Here is an 18,159-nt window from a genome sequence, read left to right as displayed (position 1 = left end):
TCTGTACTTATGCGCGTTACCATTCATGCTACAGGCCTTGGCCTGCTGTTCCTCGCCCTGATGTTTCTGATCGGGAGCAGTCTTGCCTTTGCGGTCGAGCCGGATGAAGTGCTTGATGATCCGGTATTGGAAGCCCGCGCCCGTGAAATTTCCCGGGAAGTCCGCTGCCCGGTCTGCCAGAACGAACCGATCGATTCTTCCAACGCTGAACTCGCCCGGGAACTTCGCCTCGTCGTACGAGAGCGACTGGTGGCCGGCGACAGTGACCAGCAGGTCAAAAATTATCTCGCAGACCGCTACGGCGATTTTGTGCTGTTTCGCCCACCGGTAAAAGCAACAACATACCTTTTATGGGCAGGGCCAGGTTTGATTTTCCTCTTTGGCGGGGTCGGAATTTTCTTTTTCTATCGGGGCAGTCGACGCCAAAAAGCGCCTGTACCACTAAGCTCGGACGAACAAAAGAAGCTTAATCAACTTCTCACAGACAAGAACAGCAAAGGGGATTCGGCATGATTTTCTGGATCACTATTGCAACACTGAGCGCACTCTCCCTGCTTATACTCCTGCGCCCCCTGCTAAAAAACGCGGAATCAGCACCTGCAAATACCGCAGAATCCGACCTTGCCGTCTACAAAGACCAGCTCAGGGAAATTGAAAGGGACCTTGCTTCCGGGAACCTTGCTTCAACCCAGGCAGAAACAGCGAAACTGGAAATTCAGCGCCGTATTCTCAACGCCAGTGACGGCCAATCATCAACAACCCGAGGAAATCCACTCTCGGGATCTGCCATCTGGGCTCTCGTCTGGAGCCTGGTCGTGTCCTTTCCGCTAATTGGCCTCTTGCTTTATTTCCAGCTGGGAAGTCCCGATCTGGGAGGCCAACCCTTTGCCCAGCGGGATATTGCAGCTGAACAGATGGCAATCGTCAACCAGCAGGAAAATGCCCGAAACAATGAAATGCTGATGCTGGCTGAAAAGCTGGAAGCCCGCCTGCAACAAGATCCAGAGAAACCCGATGGCTGGATGTTGCTGGGCAGTACATATGCTGAACTGCAGGAATTCGCCCGCGCCGAAGAAGCTTTCCGGAATGCCGAGAAATACAGTCCTGCTTCACCCGTCATTTATGGGGCAATCGGGGAAATGCTTGTCGTCCAAAACAACGGCCAAGTCACCAACGAAGCCATCAAATTTTTCCGCCAGTCACTGGAACTTGATCCCCGGGACGCACGCGGCCTCTATTACAGTGGCCTAGCTCTGGCCCAGTCCGGAGACAATGACAGTGCACTACAGGTCTGGCTTACCCTGCGACAAACGACCCGGGAGGACGACCCCTGGCTCCCCGTCCTTGATTCACGCATTGGCGAGTTGGCAGACAACCTGCAACTCAGCTCTGAAGAACTTATCGCCACAGCTCCTGCTCTTGCCCCTGAGTCTCCGGAAACTCAACTCCCGACCGGACCAGATGCCGAAGACATGGCAGCAGCAGCCGAATTGAGCAGTGAAGATCGCCAGGCCATGATTGATGGCATGGTCGATCAGCTCGCTGAACGGCTCAAAACCACACCTGATGATTTCGAGGGTTGGTTGAGGTTAATCCGCTCTTATCATACCCTGGGACGCAATGATGATCTCGCAACAGCTCTTGAACAAGCCGAAGCTGCTGCTGCCCGGCAAACAGATGTACCTCTTGCCATGACTCAGCTTCGTGACCTGGAAAAAGAACTCGACCTTTAGGGTAAACTCAAAAGGGGTTCAAGCTGTGGACAAGATTGCAAGTCAAAAACCGGATTAGAGGGCTCTGTCTCGCGTTAGTGACACCTGCATTTCTATTTTTGATGGTTCGGTCAGTAGCAATCAGCGTCACTCAAAAGAATATTCTTCCGTTTCCAGTGCTTCTTTGGAATATTCTGCACCTTGAGCTGCCAGGACAGAATTATCTTCACTTTCCGCTACAGGCCTTTAGCCTCAGCTCTTTTTTCTTTCAATTCCCCCAAAACAACACTAATTTCGTTAGGAATGAAAAACAGTAATAAATAAAATAACGGGAACAGATCATATGGCGTCAGTCGCCACGGCAACAGCAGTTCAGATACCCGCTCTTGTCTGTGAAGATATCCACAAATCTTTCGGGTCGATCGAGGTTCTGAAGGGAGTTTCTCTTACAGCCCACGAAGGTGATGTGATCTCCATGCTTGGCTCAAGCGGTTCCGGGAAAAGTACTTTCCTCCGCTGTATCAACCTACTTGAAACGCCAAATTCGGGACAGGTCACAGTCAGTGGCGAACTGATCAAGATGTCTACGAATAAAAAAGGCGAATACATCCCGACCGATCCCAAACAGATCGAACAAATCCGTACCAAGCTTGCCATGGTGTTCCAGGGTTTTAATCTCTGGTCTCATATGACCACTCTGGAAAACATCATTGAAGCTCCGATTCATGTCCTTGGCCTCAGCAAGGCTGAAGCGACAGAGCGGGCCAAAGCGGTCATGGATAAAGTCGGTATTTATGAACGCCGTGATTATTACCCCGCCCATATGTCTGGCGGACAGCAACAGCGTGTCGCCATTGCCCGTGCCTTGGCAATGGAGCCCAAAGTCATGCTGTTTGATGAACCGACTTCAGCTCTAGATCCCGAGCTGGTTGGGGAAGTACTCAAGGTCATGCGTGACCTTGCCGATGAAGGCCGTACCATGATTGTTGTAACCCATGAGATGGGATTTGCCAGAGAAGTTTCCTCTGAGACAATTTTCCTGCATCAGGGACGTATACTCGAACAAGGACCACCAAAAGAAGTCTTTGGAAATCCAAAATCTGAACGCTTTCAACAGTTTCTCGCTGGAAACCTGAAGTAAATCTATTCAGAATAGAAAAATAATAAACCGACTAGGGAGTCATCAAATGAAAAAGTTTCTTGTTGCTGCCGTTGCTGCAGCTATGACATTCACAGCAGGTTCTGCCTCTGCCCAGGAAGAACTCCGCATTGGTGTCGAGGGTGCTTATCCTCCGTTCAGCAGTGTAGACCCAAGCGGCAATCTTATCGGCTTTGACATCGAGATCGCCAATGCGATCTGTGATGAGATGAAAGTCAAGTGTACGCTGGTTACCCAGGATTGGGACGGCATTATTCCGGCTCTGCTGGCGAAAAAATATGATGCAATTATCGCCTCCATGTCCATCACTGAAGAGCGCAAGCAGAAGGTTGATTTCTCCGAGAAATATTACAACACGCCTGCACGTTTCCTGCGCAAGAAAGATTCCGGCATTGAAATCACTGCTGAAAGCCTCGAAGGCAAAAGTGTTGGTGTGCAACGCGGGACAATCCACGACACCTTCCTGACCGCTGAATTCCCGAATGTGGATATCAAGCGTTATGGTACCCAGGACGAAGCCTACCTCGACATGACCGCTGGCCGTGTTGATCTGCTTCTGGCGGATTCCATTGCCATGGATGACGGCTTTGTCAAAACCGATGCCGGGAAAGATTATGAGCTTTTTGGTCCTTCCTACAGTGAGCCAAAATACTTTGGGGATGGCGCTGGTATTGCCGTTCGGAAAGAAGACACTGACCTGCGTGACCGTTTGAGCGCAGCAATCAAAGGCATCCGTGCCAACGGTGTTTACAAATCCATCAATGACAAATACTTCGACTTCGACATCTATTAAGATCGAAGGCGGATTTGATTCTACCGTCCTTTGACGGTGAATAGCGTAATGAGCACCGCCAGAGTCACAACTCTGGTGGTGCTTTTTTGAGAGGGAACGGTCTCAAGAAGATCGTATAAAAATATGTTTGATCTGGAAGGCTATGGGTATGGCATCATTGTGGAAGGAGCCGGAGTGACATTATTTGTCGCGCTCAGTTCTCTTTTCATTGCCGTGCTTCTGGGGATGGCTGCCGCCCTTGCAAAACTATCAAACAGCCCGATGGCGCAAATTATCGCCGGAACCTATACGACTGTTATCCGAGGCGTTCCCGACCTTGTCCTGATGCTGTTGATTTTTTTCGGCGGCCAGATCTTTATCAATAATCTGCCAGATAACATTCTGGAACTGCTCCTCTATATTGGTGAGAAAACCAGCCAGGGAGATGCCTTGAAAACCGCCATGGCACCGTATCTTGACTGGGGATATATCGATGTTAATCCCTTGATTGCGGGGGTTCTAACCATTGGTTTTATCTTTGGAGCCTATATGGGCGAAACCTTTAGAGGTGCCATTATGGCCGTAGATCGCGGCATGCTCGAAGCTGGTACAGCTTACGGCATGACCAGAATACAGATCACCCGCCGCATCCTTATACCGCAGATGATGCGCCACGCCCTACCTGGGTTTGGCAATAATTGGCTGGTTCTTATGAAAGCCACTGCCCTGGTATCAATTATCGGGCTTTCCGATATGGTCCGCCGTGCAGGCCTTGCAGCTGGTGCAACGCGAGAACCCTTCAAATATTATCTTGTTGTCGCCCTCGTCTTCCTGTTTTTCACCACCTTGTCTATCTGGTTCCTGAAGTGGGCGGAACGCCGTTACAGTGTTGGCGTCAGGAGGATCAGCTGATGGATTTTTCTGTCATCATTAACGAGCTTCCTCTTTATTTTGAAGGTTTGCTGCTAACAGCACAGCTTGTCCCCTTTTCCCTTATCCTTGGTTTCCTGGCTGCAATTCCTGTTGCGATCATGCGGCTATCACGGAACCCACTGGTCAATTATCCAGCTTTCGCTTTTACATATTTTTTCAGAGGCACACCGCTTCTTGTTCAGCTTTTCCTGCTCTATGCAGGGGTTGGACAGCTTGACGGCTATAGCGCACTCACCAAGGAATTCGACTTCCTCAAGGGGGCTTACTTTTTTGCACTGCTGGCTTTCTTCTTCAATACAACAGCCTATACAGCCGAAATTTTCCGGGGGGCAATGGCAGAGACACCCTTTGGCGAAATTGAAGCCGCAAAAGCCTGTGGCATGTCAAAATGGATGATCCTGCGCCGGATTACCATTCCCAGTGCCTTACGACGGGCTCTCCCGGCCTATTCCAATGAAGTGATCTTCATGCTGCATGGCAGTGCTCTTGCCAGCACGATCACCCTCGTGGATCTGACCGGCGCCGCCAGAATTGTACAGTCACGCTATTATGCCCCCTTTGAAGCTTTCATTACTGCCGGGGTGTTCTATTTCGTGCTGACATTCCTGCTGGTCTGGGCTTTCCGCCTCATTGAAAAACATTTCAACAAACATCTCAATCGCCGGGAAGAAACTGTTATTGAAGTCGTCACCTGAGACAACTCATACAAAACACACTTTGAAACAGGCCGGACCAATTCCGGCCTGTTTCTTTTTGCCCTCTTTTTGGGAAAATGAATCACCGAAACAGCAAAATTAAAAAAATAAATTCACCCAAAAACAATCGCTCAACGGCTATTCTGAGTTGAGTATGTTTCATCCTCAAAATCCCTGAGATGTGAGTAATTTCTTTTTTGGTCTACTCTATATTTTTTTAACAACCATAACCTTCACTGGGTCATGATTACATAAAATAGCCGGAATTATCTCATTATTAACCCCTCTTGCGTTAGCGTTTTAATTTAGGTTAATGGTTAATTTGCACACAAACCGGTCATCAATAGATCGGAAAGAGTATAAAGAAAATCTGTAGGGGGAGCTGGGCTATAGAAATGACCTCAAGCAAAGAAGACCTCGAAAAGATCAGGGCAAGACTTCCTGGCTCCAATATTGATGAGACTTCTTTTCTGGCTACAGACTATCTGAATCATCTTAATGAAGCCGTGATGATGCTCGAAATGGTACCGGACATGCCGGACCTTTTTGAAGAGGTTCAGGAGTGGCAACCCAAAAGTTATCAACAACACTTTCTGGACAGCAGTTTTCAAGCCAAGGATCTGGCCGTCGCAGCCTATGAGGCTGCGCCGGCTCAATTCCGCACCCCCTTTGATAAAGCTGTTGAACTGGCTGATCAGGGGATCAAGGACAGCAAGGATGCCATTGAACAAGCGCTGGCTGTCGGCGACATGGTGGCAATATCTACGCTTGTTCCCAATGCTTCTACCCACATCCGGCACATGATCGATATTGCCAGTGCGGTCATTCACGGAAACAGCAATGTTCTCTCTCCTGAAAAAATCATGGAAATTGAGATGGACTGGCAGGCAACACTTTCCGGCAGCATGATGGCTGGCGGTTTTGATCACGCCAAAGATGACGAGGAGGAAGAGGAAGCAATCAACATCGGCGCTATGGCGCAAGATGATATTGATGCGCTCTTTGACTGATCTTTAGAGTTCCGCATTAAAATCATCCGCTAGGAGGCAATTAGCTGATCTGGCAACTTGACGCCCCCTGCAGGCTTAAGCAAACTCCCCCCGCGTAATTAGGGAGAAAAGAATGCAGGATCTGGAGAATTTCTGGGCGATTACACTGGAAGTCTGGCATCAGGGCGTTTTCGGCATTGATGTCGGCCGCATCATTACAGCAGCAGCCATTTTTATCGGCTTTTTGATTATCCGGGGGTTGTTTTCCCGCATTGTCATGAACCGTCTGAAAGTAGTTACCCATCGAACCAAAAACTCGATTGATGATCATGCTCTCGAAGCGCTGGATGGCCCCATTCGCATGGTCCCCATTGCTCTTGGGGTATTCTTCTCCCTGGATTATCTCAACCTCGATGGCGAAGCTGCAAAGCTGGGAGACAATCTTCTACGCTCTCTCATTGCCTATACGCTTTTCTACGCCATCTATAAGCTGATCGACCCCCTCGATTTTCTCCTGCACCGCTTTTCCAACGTCCTCACATCCATCATGGTTGAATGGATTATCAAAGCACTGAAACTTTGTATTATTCTTCTCGGGGCTGCGAGCATTCTTGAACTCTGGGGAATTAACGTCGGCGCCATTATTGCCGGTCTTGGCCTCTTCGGGGTTGCGGTTGCCCTCGGCGCCCAGGACCTGTTCAAGAACCTGATTGCCGGTATCCTGATTATTGCCGAGAAGCGTTTCTCTCGTGGCGACTGGGTCCGTATCGAGGGGGTCGTCGAAGGCACTGTCGAAGATATCGGCTTCCGTTCCACCCGTGTGCGCCGCTTTGACAAGGCCCCGGTCTACGTCCCCAATGCAAAACTGGCCGATAATGCCGTTATCAATTTCTCCAAGATGACCAACCGGCGGATCTACTGGACCATCGGCCTGGAATATGACACCACCACCGAACAGCTCCGATCTGTTGTTCAACAAATAAAAGAACATCTCTACAACAACGACGCCTTTGAAACAGACGATGCCCGTGTAACCACTCTGGTAAACGTCGACAGTTTTAACAGCTCCTCAATCGACGTGATGATCTACTGCTTTACCAAAACGACAAACTGGGGTGAGTGGATGGATATCAAACAGAACTTTGCCCTGACTCTGAAAGAGATTGTCGCGGCCAACCGTACCGCTTTTGCCTTCCCCACCTCCACACTCCACCTGGCATCTCTTCCGGAAGCTCCGGCACAGGTCAGATCCCTCCCCGATCACATCGTTGAACGGCCTGCTGAAACTGCTGAACAGTAAAGCTTATAGACACAAGCCTCTACTGCTCTCCCCAGGGCATGATCGGAACCGAACTGATCGAGTTTTTCGGACTGCCTTCAATCACCCTGTCGCTGTAGACCAGATAAACCAGAACATTCCGCTTTTTGTCGAGGAACCTGACAACCTGTAAAGATTTGAAAACAAGGGATGTCCGCTTGGTGAAAACCTCTTCCCCGTCATCCAGTTCCTCACGGAACTTGATCGGCCCGATCTGACGACAGGCAATTGCCGCATCAGAAGTATCTTCTGCAAGGCCTACTGCCCCTGACATACCACCGGTTTTGGCCCGACTGAGATGACAGGCTACTCCTTCCACCTTTGGGTCATCAAAAGCTTCGATGACAATCTTGTGGTTGGGGCCAAGCCACTTGAACACAGTATCAACAGAGCCAATCTCCTCCGCCTGCAGAGGGCTCGTCAACAAGGCCACAAAGCTGGCAATCCACAAACGAAGCAAAACACGGGTCATATCTTTTCCTGTTTATTCTTTCCCGGGATACTCCGGGTGGTTAACTCTTGTCCAACGACTTTATCGACGCGGCTCGATTTCTCCATGCCGGAAACAATCGGTTACGTGATCATTCACCAAACCGCAGGCCTGCATAAAGGCATAACAGATTGTCGGCCCGACAAACCGGAAGCCCTTTTTCTTCAGAAGTTTGGAAAGTGCTTCAGACTCAGCTGTGCTTGCGGGAACGTCCGAAAGCCTCCCCCAACTGTTGTTCAGAGTACGCCCGGATACCACTGACCAGACCAGATCAGAGAAGGCACCTTCGCCCTGCTTCATGATTTCCAGCCAGGCTCTGGCGTTGGATATCACCGAGCCGATCTTCAGGCGATTACGCACCAGCCCTGTATCTTTCATCAACCGTTCAACATCGTCTTCGCCAAATCGGGCAATCATTTCCGGATCAAACTGCGCAAAAGCAGCACGATAGCCTTCTCGTTTTTTCAAAATGGTGATCCATGACAACCCGGCTTGTGCGCCTTCAAGGATCAGCATTTCGAACAGCAGGCGGTCATTATAAATAGGAACACCCCACTCATCATCATGATAGGCAAGATATTGTGGATCATCTGTGACCCATCCACAGCGAACAGCCTCTTGATCTCTCTGGTTCATACTTATCCCCTCCCCCGAAACATACAACCTGGCCACCTCAGCACTTCCAGGTAAACATCCTGTATCCCACAAACTTGTCAACCTGACCGTTATCCTGGCTCAGTACCCGGGAGCAATATATAGGACACTCCCCTACAAGGTTTACAAATCCCCGACTTCGCGATAATCAATCACTTCCTTGCACACTGGATCAACAGAACTGGTATATAGGTAGATCATGGACGGAATCAAACCACTACTTGATGGATACAAAGCCTATCTGACTGTCGACTATCGTCGCGATGAAGCTCTGTTACGCTCACTTGCCGAGCATGGACAATCTCCAAGAGCAATGGTGATAAGCTGCTGTGACTCCCGCGTCGAACCTTCAGCTGTACTTGGTACAATTCCAGGAGATCTTTTTGTCGTACGAAACGTCGCCAACCTGATCCCTCCCTACCTTGATGACAGCAGGCACCACGGCACATCTGCCGCCCTTGAGTTTGCGGTAACCAGTCTTGAAGTGCCACATATCATCATCATGGGACATGCGATGTGTGGCGGGATCAAGGCCCTGATCGAAGGCTCAGTTGACGAATCCGGGGGCAGTACTTTTATTGCCAACTGGATGTCGATCGCCCGCGAAGCTAAAGATTCTGTGGTCTGCAGTGGGCACGATCATGAGAAAATTCAGGAAGAGGTTGAGAAGGCAGCAATTCTCCATTCTCTGAAAAATCTCATGACATTTCCTTTTATCAAACAACGGGTTGAAGCAGGAAAACTCCAATTACATGGCTGGTATTTTGATTTTTCCAGCGGAGAACTTCTGGGCTATGACAAGAACCACGACGGTTTTGTCAATCTGACCCCGAGCCTTTAATCCCGAAAATATTTTCACAGGTTAACTATTCATCAAAAAAAGCAAGTCATCATACTCCCCAGGCAAAGTCACAATAAAAACACAGGGGGTGGTGCGTCACACGCACTACAGGGAATATGGCACTTGCAGAACTGGATAGCCGAAAACGCAATTCGACCGATGAAAGTGCCGGTTCAAAACGGAAAAAAGATTCCGATCCGTTTATCAAACACTATTTTAGCAGGATTTCTCCCGATGTTGCGGCCACCTTTAGCGATGAGCAGAAGCATGCCATCAAACAAATGTTCGGGGCCCGCGAAATCGCCCGCCACCCGGTTGAATTCAGGCGCTCTATTCCCTTTGGCCGACACAGATTTTATCTGATTTTTCTTTCCGGCCGGGAACGTCGCGCTTTCGATCGGGTCAAAGCCGAAGGACAAGCCACAGGCTATGTTGCCTATGCTCTCGCAGGGGCGTTCTGGCTGGTTCCTTCAGTCGCGATAGCAGCATTGCTGTATTTTTTCAGCTAAGACCGAGAACTGCCCTTAAGGTTGTTTTTGAGTTTTCTGAATTTTTGCCACGGTGCCCGTGGTCGAAAAACCATCTTCCAGCTTTGCCAGAACAACCTCGCCGCCGTTTCGGATCACCACATCGCCGCCAACAACCTGATCAACACTATAGTCAGCACCTTTAATCAGCACATCCGGTAAAATCGCCTCGATAAGAGAAAGCGGCGTATCCTCGCCAAACAAAATGACCTGGTTCACACTCTCGATTGCAGACAGGACTACTGCCCGCGCAGCCTCATTTTGAATAGGGCGGCTCTCCCCTTTCAGGCGTTTGATGGATGCATCCGTATTCAAGCCCACAATCAAACGGTCACAGGCTGCCCGAGCCTGCCTGAGAATAGAAATGTGCCCGGGATGTAACAAATCAAAACATCCATTGGTAAAACCGATTTTGTATCCCGCCTTACGCCATTGCCCAACCCTGTGCAGCACAGTATCCAATTCGGCAATCTTGCCTTTGGCAGAAAGACCGTTGCGGGCGAGCAAAGCCTGGCGGATTTCACTCCCGTAAGCCACAGCCGTTCCAGTTTTGCCAACAACAATCCCCGCAGCAATATTGGCAAGACAAGCAGCTTCCTTCATCCCGAGCCCTGCAGCAAGCGCTGCACCCAGTACCGCGACAACCGTGTCGCCCGCACCTGAGACATCGAACACTTCCCGCGCTTCAGCAGCAAAGTGTTCGACCACTCCGGCTTCCGTCACCAGAGTCATGCCTTCTTCGCTGCGTGTCGCCAAAACCGCCTTGATCCCACACCCCTTAATCAGCTGATGACAGGCAGCAACCACCGCGTCATCTCCGGCAACAGGCATACCTGTTGCCTCCTGCAGTTCCCGGCGATTGGGCGTAACAATCGTTACGCCACTATAAACGCTGTAATCACGACCTTTCGGATCAGCGATAATCTGACAGCCCGCCGTAACTCCGATAGCAATAATCTCTTTAAGAGTTTCCGGGGTCAAAACTCCCTTGCCATAGTCTGAAAGAATCAAGACAGGCGTCGTCCCCAGACGTTCCCGTACCCGGGCCACAAGCTGGGCCCGAGTATCTGCAGTAAGAGGCCGATCCATCTCGCGATCAGCCCTTAGAAGCTGCTGGTTGCTGGCAACATAGCGTTCCTTGATTGTCGTCAGTCGGCCAGTTTCAATGATAAGATCAAGAGCCGCGCCCCCCGTCTCTTTTTGAACCAACTGCCCGACTTCTTCTCCGACCCTGTCATCCCCAACCACAGCAATAAAAGCTGTCGAGGCACCAACGGCAGCCAGGTTGCGCAAAACATTGCCAGAACCACCAAGCATGGAAACCTGGCGATCAATTTTCAGCACGGGAATCGGCCCTTCAGGAGAAATTCGCTCGACATGACCATAGATAAATCTATCCAGCATCAAGTCCCCCACAGTCTGAACAGATGCTCCTGCCAGATCATCTACACGGGAAGCCAGATCAAGGAATTCAACGGGGTCGGAAAAGTGTGCTGTCATGTGGTGCCATAATCAGGTCAGAATTAAGAGGCCTCTTTTGTGCTATCAAAATAGCTTTTGGGCAAGGTTTTTACCACAAAACGAACCAGACTTCCGAAGGGAAAGTTTATCTGCAGCACGAGTGTCATCACATGCTTCCCTTATACCACTTACACCAAGGATACTACTTGATTACAGTCAGAAAAAACCAGAAAGAGAAAACAGGGTTAACGATCTTTGAAGACTCTTCCGGGTAATAATGATAGTTCCTAATCTCTCGCAACCGGATTCAGTGAAGCCCGTCGATGGAAAACTCTTTTTCAAGTACGGCCCCAGAAGGCCCATTCAATCAGGAAAAGGTTTTTCTTGATTTTGTAAAGCGTATCGGAAAACAGACGGATAACCGCAGGGCTGTGCATATCCACTTGTCACGCTTGCGCCCCTATCATCAGCGAGAACACCATCTTCGTATCGCGCAAAACGCCTGTGAAGAACTCATTGCAAAATTCCAGGGCACCCTCTTTCGACTCATTAACAATGATATCGTTTTGGTGACCAATGGGGCAACGATAACCCAGATTGATGAAACCATTCTACGGCTTCGGTACCTCTTTAGTGACGACCCTATGCTCGCGGGAGACTATGACCTCGAGGCCGACCAGTTCTGTACCTGGTTTGATCTCACCCGACAGTATGCAGAGCTGATTGCCTTGGCGATCCAGAAAAATGAAGAGCTGGAAGCCCTGAAGTTAAGGGAAAAAGCAGAAGCTATTGCGGCCATCAACGGCAAGCCTCCTGAACTGCCAACAACTCCATTGGCGCCGTCCCAGTTGGCTGCCGTTGCCCAGGCGATTAACCAGGCCGATCTTTCCAGCCTGCTGAAACGTCAGGCAATTTTTCTGGTTAATGAAGACCGGAAACCGGAACCTCTATTCAAGGAACTGTTTTTCTCTATCGAACAGCTGCAAAAAACCCTGCTCCCGACACACAACCTGTTGTCAAACCGCTGGCTGTTTCAGGATCTGACCCGCTATCTCGACAAGCGGATGCTGGTTATTCTGCGTCAGAACGATGATTCGACCCTGACCCGCTCTTACAGCCTGAATCTCAATGTGGCGACAGCACTATCCAATGAGTTTCTGAAACTGGACCAGACTCTCGGCGCGTCTGTTCGCAAGAGTATCGTTATCGAATTCCAGCTGCTTGATGTCTTTGCTGATGTCGGCAGCTTTACCTTTGCCCGGGATTTTTTGAAAGAACGGGGTTACAAAATCTGTTTGGATGGCATTACCCACCTGTCCATGCCCATGATTGATCGCCGGAAAATGGGCTTTGATCTGGTCAAGCTGCAATGGAATCAGGACTTGACCAAATTTCTCACCACTTCCCGCGCCGACGATATCCGGGCAACGGTTCAGAAAATTGATCCCAACCGCATGATTCTCTGCCACTGTGGCGCAGTAGATGCCATCAAGACGGCCCAAGACCTTGGCATCAAGCTGATGCAGGGCTTTTACATTGATGAATACGTACGCAACTATGGGCGCAATCAAAAAGAAGAAACCCGCAATCTCGCCGACGCAATCGGCCGACATCGGGCCGAAGCTGATCACAGCTAAAACGGATACCCAGATCCAGTCTGGGCTGTTTGGATAACAGCCCAGCATTATCAACTTCCCGCAAGGGCCTTCAGGCGTGAGGCGCGTATTTCGCCAAAATTCGCTGCAATGTTCGCCGATGCATACGCAAACGGCGCGCAGTCTCGGAAACATTCCTGTCACACTGCTCATAGACCCGTTGAATGTGTTCCCACCTTACGCGATCAGCAGTCATGGGCAACTCAGGCGGGGGTGGCATGCCCCCTTCCTCGCTGGATTGCAAAAGAGTTGCTGCAACCTGGTCTGGATCGGCTGGTTTCGGCAAATAATCCAATGCACCAACCTTCACTGCAGCAACAGCTGTTGCAATGTTTCCATAGCCTGTCAGAACAACAACCCGTGCATCAGCAGAATACTCGTGGATAGCCTTGACCACATCCAGCCCGCTGCCATCCTGAAGCCGCAGGTCAACAACGGCATATTCCTGATGTTCCGACTTTGCCAATCGAATGCCATCCACAACAGAATTAGCAACAACAGGAACAAATCCACGCCGCTCCATTGCCCGGGCCAGCCTTTCCGCGAAACGTTCATCATCATCTACGATCAGCAGCTTTTTACCTGCAGCTTCTTGCGATTCCGACATTACCTGTTAACCCCTAGAGTTCTTGTTTATCGTTATTGTTCTATCTTAAGCATCCCGGCACAGCGGGTCAAAGAGCCATTAGGCCGGACAGTTCTGCAAAAAACACAAAGCATATCAGATAGTAACCTCAAGCCTCTGGCGAGGCCAGACAACACTCACCAGCGCGCCACCTTCTGGATGATTGCCATAGGTTATCTTGCCGCCCGTGTGCGTTAGAAGCGTCGTTGCGATAAAGACCCCAAGCCCCATATGTTCTCCGTCCTCTTCCTTGCGGGGATCGTGATCCTTGATCGTTCTATCCTTGTGTCCCAGCAGGGGATCACCAAGCTGACGCAATATCTGCGCATCAAATCCCGGCCCGTTATCCCGGATAGCAAGAGAGATCATCCGCTCGTCCCATAGCAGGGATATCTCGACCTTTCCCCGTGAAAACTGGATTGCATTTTGAACAAACAAACCCAGACTGTGCAGGATCTCGGGACTTCGTCGCACCATCGGTTGCGAACTATCGCTTTCGTCCACAGGTCCTGCCGAAATCACAGTCGTCACCTCTGCCTTCTCGTGGGGAATGATGGCAGCTTCAATCAAACTTTCTATCGGAATAATATTATAGGGGTCTCCCCCGTCTTCTTCTGGCCAGGTGGCCAGATTTTGCAAAATCTCCCGACAGCGCAAAATTTCACTGATCAGCAACTCCACATCTGCCAGATAGATATCATCCGGTGGCAATTCCTCTTTCATCTCTTTGGCAACAACCAGCATGGTACCAAGCGGGCTCCCCAACTCATGGGCTGCTGCTGCAGCCAGTCCACCCAAGGCAGAAAGCTTCTGCTCCCGCGCCAGAGCCATTTGGGATGCAACCAGCGCCAGCCCCATGGATCGGGCTTCTTCAGTCAGCGATGACACATAAACCGCTAGGAAGATCGCGGTAAAAACCAGTGCCGCCCAAAGCCCGTAAAGATACAGAGGATGCAGGAAAAAGCTCCCTTCCGGCCAGGGCAGAGGCATATACCAGAAAGCATCAATCGATACCATCAGGATGGCCAGGGCGCTCAAACACAAGGTACTGCGCCGGGAAAGAATCGACGCAGATACCGTTACAGGTCCAAGAATCAGGATTGAGAAGGGATTGGTCAATCCACCTGTCAGGGACAAGAGCACCGAGACCTGCATCAGATCGAATGCCAGGGCCATGGTTGCTTCTTTATTGCGCAGCCAGGACGAAGCCGGGCGGGTCGCAATCTGGGCAACATTCAACGCCCCAGAGGTTAACACCACGAGCAAAGCCGGAACCAGTTCCAGTTCCAGCCCAATCCCAAAATGGACAGTAAGCAGGGCTGTTGTCTGCCCGCAAAGCGCAAGCCATCGGATCAAAACCAGCGTGCGTAAACGTACCCGGCCCTGGTCAGGCTGTAACCCCAACTCGAGTTCTCGCTTAAATAAGGTTTTCATGACGTGGCCCGGGATTGTTTTTGCTCTTCAGCTATTTCAGTAACAAACTTCAGAAGAAAGCAAAACAGGACAGGAAATAAATATTGGACATGCTATACAGAAACAATGACACAACTTTCAATTGAGGTTGAGAACCTCTGCAAATCCTTTGATGAGATTCTCGCTGTTCGCAACATTTCTTTTTCAGTGAAACCCGGCGAAACTGTCGCCCTGCTCGGAGGTAATGGTGCCGGGAAGACCACGACAATCTCGATTCTGCTTGGTGTTCTTCTCCCGACATCAGGAACAATAAGATTGCTGGGACAGGACATCATTCGGGATCGTTTTCCCATCATGCACCGGATCAATTTTTCTTCGCCCTATGTCGATCTGCCCCGACGCCTGACTGTCCGGCAAAATCTGATATTTTTCTGCAAACTTTACGGAATCGTCAACGCCCGAGAGAGAATCGCCTTGCTCAGCGAAGAGCTGGAACTGAAAGACCTGTTGAAACGACAGACTGGCAGCCTTTCTGCTGGACAAAAAACAAGAGTATCCGTTGCCAAGGCCTTGATCAACGAACCTGAAATCCTGTTGCTGGACGAACCCACCGCATCCCTTGACCCTGATACCGCCGACTGGGTGAGAAGTTATCTCAAGGCTTATCAGAGCCGGACCAATGCAGCGATCCTGCTCGCATCCCATAATATGTCCGAAGTTGAACGCCTCTGTGACAATGTCCTGATGATGAAATCAAGCAAGATTGTCGACCAGGGCACCCCTTCAGAGCTGCTACAGCGCTATAGTCGCACCAATCTCGAAGAGGTATTTCTGGATATTGCCCGGGATCGGAACAGGCCAGATCCGACTGAGCCAACAGAACCAAGGGAAAATCTCGAAGTGGGAGATATTTGAAATGCCCGGCTCCCCCCAAGTGGACAGTCTGCCTTCAGACACAGAAATTCGCTTAATCAGAAAAGACTCCTCCCTGATGCGGGTGCAGGCCGTTCTCTTGCGCCACCTCTATCTGATGCGCGCTTCCTGGCCCCGAATTTTCGAGCTGATGTACTGGCCCTCTATTCAGATCGTCATCTGGGGATTTTTCACCCAGTTCCTGCTCACCAACAGTTCCTATGTTGCCCAGGCGGCCGGAGTACTGGTTTCCGCAGTGTTGCTTTGGGACGTACTCTTTCGCGCCCAGCTCGGGTTCAGTCTTTCCTTTCTCGAAGAACTCTGGTCCCGCAACATCGGGAATCTGGCTGTCAGTCCTCTGCGCCCGGTAGAATTTCTTGGCAGTCTGATGATCATGAGCGCCATCAGAACATTAATCGGCATTCTTCCGGCCACCTTTATCGCCATCCTTTTTTACGAGGTGTCAATTTACGAACTCGGCCTGCCGCTTGTCCTGTTTTTTTCCAACCTCATGATTATGGGCTGGTCAATCGGGCTGATGGTTTGTGCCCTGATACTCCGGGTTGGCCTCGGCGCAGAATCCATGGCCTGGCTGACAATTTTTCTGATTGCGCCTGTTTCGGCAATTTACTACCCCGTTGATATCCTGCCCGGCTGGTTACAGTCTATCGCCTGGTGTCTGCCAACTGCCCCCGTTTTTGAAGGCATGCGTGCCATTCTGTTTGATCAAGGATTCAATCTAGAACTTTATCTGCACTCTCTCGGACTGAACGCGATCTATCTTGCCATCGCCATGGGGCTCTTTATCTGGTCCTATCATGTCGCGAGGAAAAGAGGGCTGTTATTACAGATCGGGGAATAATTCCCCTATATTTCAGGCAAGAAAAAAGCCTTCCAACTTTTTTCAGCGGAAGGCTTTTTAATCGATCAGCAAGGTAAAGTCGCCACCTAGTCTGCCGGGCCGCTGACACCGGCTTCGGCAAAGGTCGCCATGCCGTTATGGCACGCACAAGCCGCCTTCAGCAGCAATATCGCAAGCACAGCACCGGAACCTTCACCCAGACGCATGTTAAAATTCACCAGCGGCTGCTTCCCGATCTTTTCCATCAGGGCCACATGACCAGGTTCGACTGACTGATGGGCCACAACACAATGGTCCAGCAGCCGGGGATCAATCGCGTGAAGAACTGCTGCCGCGGCAGTACAGGTATAGCCATCCAGAAGAACAGGCGTCCGTGCAAGACGGGCCGCGACCACAGCACCGGCAATGGCTGCCAGTTCCAGACCACCAACACAGCGCAGAATTTGCAGGGGATCTTTGGCAAAATCTGCTTTATGCAGCTCCATTGCCTGATTAACCAGATCCCTTTTCAGCTTGAGCGTGGCATCATCAACACCGGTTCCACGACCAACCCAATCTCCGGCATCTCCCCCGTAAAGCGCTGTACAGATTGCCGCTGCCGAGGTGGTATTCCCAATTCCCATCTCCCCGAGGGCCAGGACATCAATACCCTCTTCGACGGCCATCATGCCGTAGGCCATAGCCCGGATAAAGTCATCTTCCGGCATGGCAGGAGCTTCGCTAAAATCGGCTGTTGGTTCATCCAGCGACAGCTCGTAAACCCGCAGATCAGAATCCGCCAGACCGCAAAGTTGATTCACGGCAGCCCCGCCGTGAATGAAATTTGCAACCATCTGTTTCGTTACTTCCGTCGGATAGGCCGAAACGCCCTTGGCAGCAATACCGTGATTTCCCGCAAAGACAGCGGTGAAAGGTCGTTCGATCTGAGGTTTTGCCTTGCCCTGCCAGGAAGCAAGCCAAATTGCCAGTTCTTCCAGGCGTCCAAGTGCTCCCAGAGGTTTCGTCAGCTGACTCTGTCTCTCTTCCGCCTTTGCCGCAGCCGCCCTGTCCGGGCCAGGCAGTTCCTTGAGCAGAACATGAACTTCATTCAGTGTGGAAATCGAAGCCACATCAACCATTGTCAGTATCTCTCCCTGATTTT

The 18,159-nt window shown here is 50.6% G+C and carries 19 protein-coding genes; 13 read left to right on the top strand and 6 right to left on the bottom strand.

Going from position 1 to position 18,159, the window contains the following annotated elements:
* The first annotated feature begins 9 nt into the window (after positions 1-9).
* The 8 genes from B152_RS0121710 (at position 10) to B152_RS0121675 (ending at position 7,560) form a co-directional block, all read left to right on the top strand.
* Positions 10-513 carry a cytochrome c-type biogenesis protein gene (locus B152_RS0121710; protein WP_020594565.1) on the top strand — a complete coding sequence of 168 codons (504 nt, stop codon included), beginning with the start codon at positions 10-12 and terminating at the stop codon, positions 511-513.
* Positions 510-1,733 (top strand): c-type cytochrome biogenesis protein CcmI, encoded by a 1,224-nt coding sequence (gene ccmI / locus B152_RS0121705; RefSeq protein WP_020594564.1) that lies wholly within the window; start codon positions 510-512, stop codon positions 1,731-1,733. The genes B152_RS0121710 and ccmI overlap by 4 nt, the downstream gene beginning before the upstream one ends.
* A 322-nt stretch (positions 1,734-2,055) precedes the next feature.
* Positions 2,056-2,853, top strand: a complete 798-nt coding sequence (locus B152_RS0121700) for an ABC transporter ATP-binding protein (RefSeq protein ID WP_020594563.1) — start codon at positions 2,056-2,058, stop codon at positions 2,851-2,853.
* 46 nt (positions 2,854-2,899) lie between these two features.
* The gene (locus tag B152_RS0121695) at positions 2,900-3,664 is read left to right on the top strand and encodes an ABC transporter substrate-binding protein (RefSeq protein ID WP_020594562.1); all 765 of its coding nucleotides are present in this window, start codon (positions 2,900-2,902) and stop codon (positions 3,662-3,664) included.
* Between the two features lie 123 nt (positions 3,665-3,787).
* Positions 3,788-4,555 (top strand): ABC transporter permease, encoded by a 768-nt coding sequence (locus B152_RS0121690; protein WP_020594561.1) that lies wholly within the window; start codon positions 3,788-3,790, stop codon positions 4,553-4,555.
* Positions 4,555-5,271, top strand: coding sequence for an ABC transporter permease (locus B152_RS0121685; RefSeq protein WP_020594560.1), 717 nt, complete (start codon positions 4,555-4,557; stop codon positions 5,269-5,271). The genes B152_RS0121690 and B152_RS0121685 overlap by 1 nt, the downstream gene beginning before the upstream one ends.
* 395 nt (positions 5,272-5,666) lie before the next feature.
* Positions 5,667-6,281: a hypothetical protein gene (locus B152_RS24700; RefSeq protein WP_020594559.1), complete on the top strand. Its 615-nt coding sequence runs from the start codon at positions 5,667-5,669 to the stop codon at positions 6,279-6,281.
* Positions 6,282-6,393: 112 nt separating this feature from the next.
* The gene (locus B152_RS0121675; RefSeq protein WP_020594558.1) at positions 6,394-7,560 is read left to right on the top strand and encodes a mechanosensitive ion channel family protein; all 1,167 of its coding nucleotides are present in this window, start codon (positions 6,394-6,396) and stop codon (positions 7,558-7,560) included.
* 19 nt (positions 7,561-7,579) lie between these two features.
* On the opposite strand, the gene B152_RS0121670 is transcribed toward B152_RS0121675, so the two are convergent.
* Both B152_RS0121670 and B152_RS0121665 read right to left on the bottom strand, forming a co-directional pair.
* The gene (locus tag B152_RS0121670; protein WP_020594557.1) at positions 7,580-8,050 is read right to left on the bottom strand and encodes a CreA family protein; all 471 of its coding nucleotides are present in this window, start codon (positions 8,048-8,050) and stop codon (positions 7,580-7,582) included.
* A gap of 60 nt (positions 8,051-8,110) precedes the next feature.
* The gene (locus tag B152_RS0121665) at positions 8,111-8,704 is read right to left on the bottom strand and encodes a DNA-3-methyladenine glycosylase I (protein ID WP_020594556.1); all 594 of its coding nucleotides are present in this window, start codon (positions 8,702-8,704) and stop codon (positions 8,111-8,113) included.
* A 217-nt stretch (positions 8,705-8,921) separates the two neighbouring features.
* Between B152_RS0121665 and B152_RS0121660 the strand changes: the two genes are divergently transcribed.
* Both B152_RS0121660 and B152_RS25705 read left to right on the top strand, forming a co-directional pair.
* On the top strand, positions 8,922-9,563 hold the full coding sequence (locus tag B152_RS0121660; RefSeq protein ID WP_020594555.1) for a carbonic anhydrase: 642 nt from the start codon (positions 8,922-8,924) through the stop codon (positions 9,561-9,563).
* 116 nt (positions 9,564-9,679) lie between these two features.
* On the top strand, positions 9,680-10,072 hold the full coding sequence (locus B152_RS25705; protein WP_020594554.1) for a hypothetical protein: 393 nt from the start codon (positions 9,680-9,682) through the stop codon (positions 10,070-10,072).
* Positions 10,073-10,087: 15 nt separating this feature from the next.
* Here the strand turns inward: B152_RS25705 and rfaE2 are convergent, their stop codons facing one another.
* Positions 10,088-11,590: a D-glycero-beta-D-manno-heptose 1-phosphate adenylyltransferase gene (gene rfaE2, locus B152_RS0121650; RefSeq protein WP_020594553.1), complete on the bottom strand. Its 1,503-nt coding sequence runs from the start codon at positions 11,588-11,590 to the stop codon at positions 10,088-10,090.
* 284 nt (positions 11,591-11,874) lie between these two features.
* Here rfaE2 and B152_RS24690 point away from each other — a divergent pair, with 284 nt between their 5' ends.
* On the top strand, positions 11,875-13,188 hold the full coding sequence (locus B152_RS24690) for an EAL domain-containing protein (protein WP_020594551.1): 1,314 nt from the start codon (positions 11,875-11,877) through the stop codon (positions 13,186-13,188).
* A 70-nt stretch (positions 13,189-13,258) separates the two neighbouring features.
* Here the strand turns inward: B152_RS24690 and B152_RS0121635 are convergent, their stop codons facing one another.
* Together B152_RS0121635 and B152_RS0121630 are read right to left on the bottom strand one after the other, a co-directional pair.
* Positions 13,259-13,813 carry an ActR/PrrA/RegA family redox response regulator transcription factor gene (locus tag B152_RS0121635; RefSeq protein WP_020594550.1) on the bottom strand — a complete coding sequence of 185 codons (555 nt, stop codon included), beginning with the start codon at positions 13,811-13,813 and terminating at the stop codon, positions 13,259-13,261.
* 114 nt (positions 13,814-13,927) lie between these two features.
* A complete protein-coding gene (locus tag B152_RS0121630; protein ID WP_020594549.1) occupies positions 13,928-15,265 on the bottom strand; it encodes an ActS/PrrB/RegB family redox-sensitive histidine kinase in 1,338 nt (445 codons plus the stop codon).
* Between the two features lie 105 nt (positions 15,266-15,370).
* On the opposite strand from B152_RS0121630, the gene B152_RS0121625 reads away from it, so the two are divergent.
* Together B152_RS0121625 and B152_RS0121620 are read left to right on the top strand one after the other, a co-directional pair.
* Positions 15,371-16,159, top strand: coding sequence for an ABC transporter ATP-binding protein (locus B152_RS0121625; RefSeq protein ID WP_020594548.1), 789 nt, complete (start codon positions 15,371-15,373; stop codon positions 16,157-16,159).
* Between the two features lies 1 nt (position 16,160).
* Positions 16,161-17,018, top strand: coding sequence for an ABC transporter permease (locus tag B152_RS0121620; protein ID WP_020594547.1), 858 nt, complete (start codon positions 16,161-16,163; stop codon positions 17,016-17,018).
* Between the two features lie 86 nt (positions 17,019-17,104).
* Here the strand turns inward: B152_RS0121620 and cobT are convergent, their stop codons facing one another.
* The gene (cobT, locus tag B152_RS0121615) at positions 17,105-18,136 is read right to left on the bottom strand and encodes a nicotinate-nucleotide--dimethylbenzimidazole phosphoribosyltransferase (protein ID WP_020594546.1); all 1,032 of its coding nucleotides are present in this window, start codon (positions 18,134-18,136) and stop codon (positions 17,105-17,107) included.
* Positions 18,137-18,159 lie beyond the last annotated feature (23 nt).

This window comes from Kiloniella laminariae DSM 19542 (genome assembly GCF_000374005.1).
In the GTDB taxonomy this organism is placed as follows: Bacteria; Pseudomonadota; Alphaproteobacteria; order Kiloniellales; family Kiloniellaceae; genus Kiloniella; species Kiloniella laminariae.
This window is presented reverse-complemented; position numbering and strand designations above follow the sequence as displayed.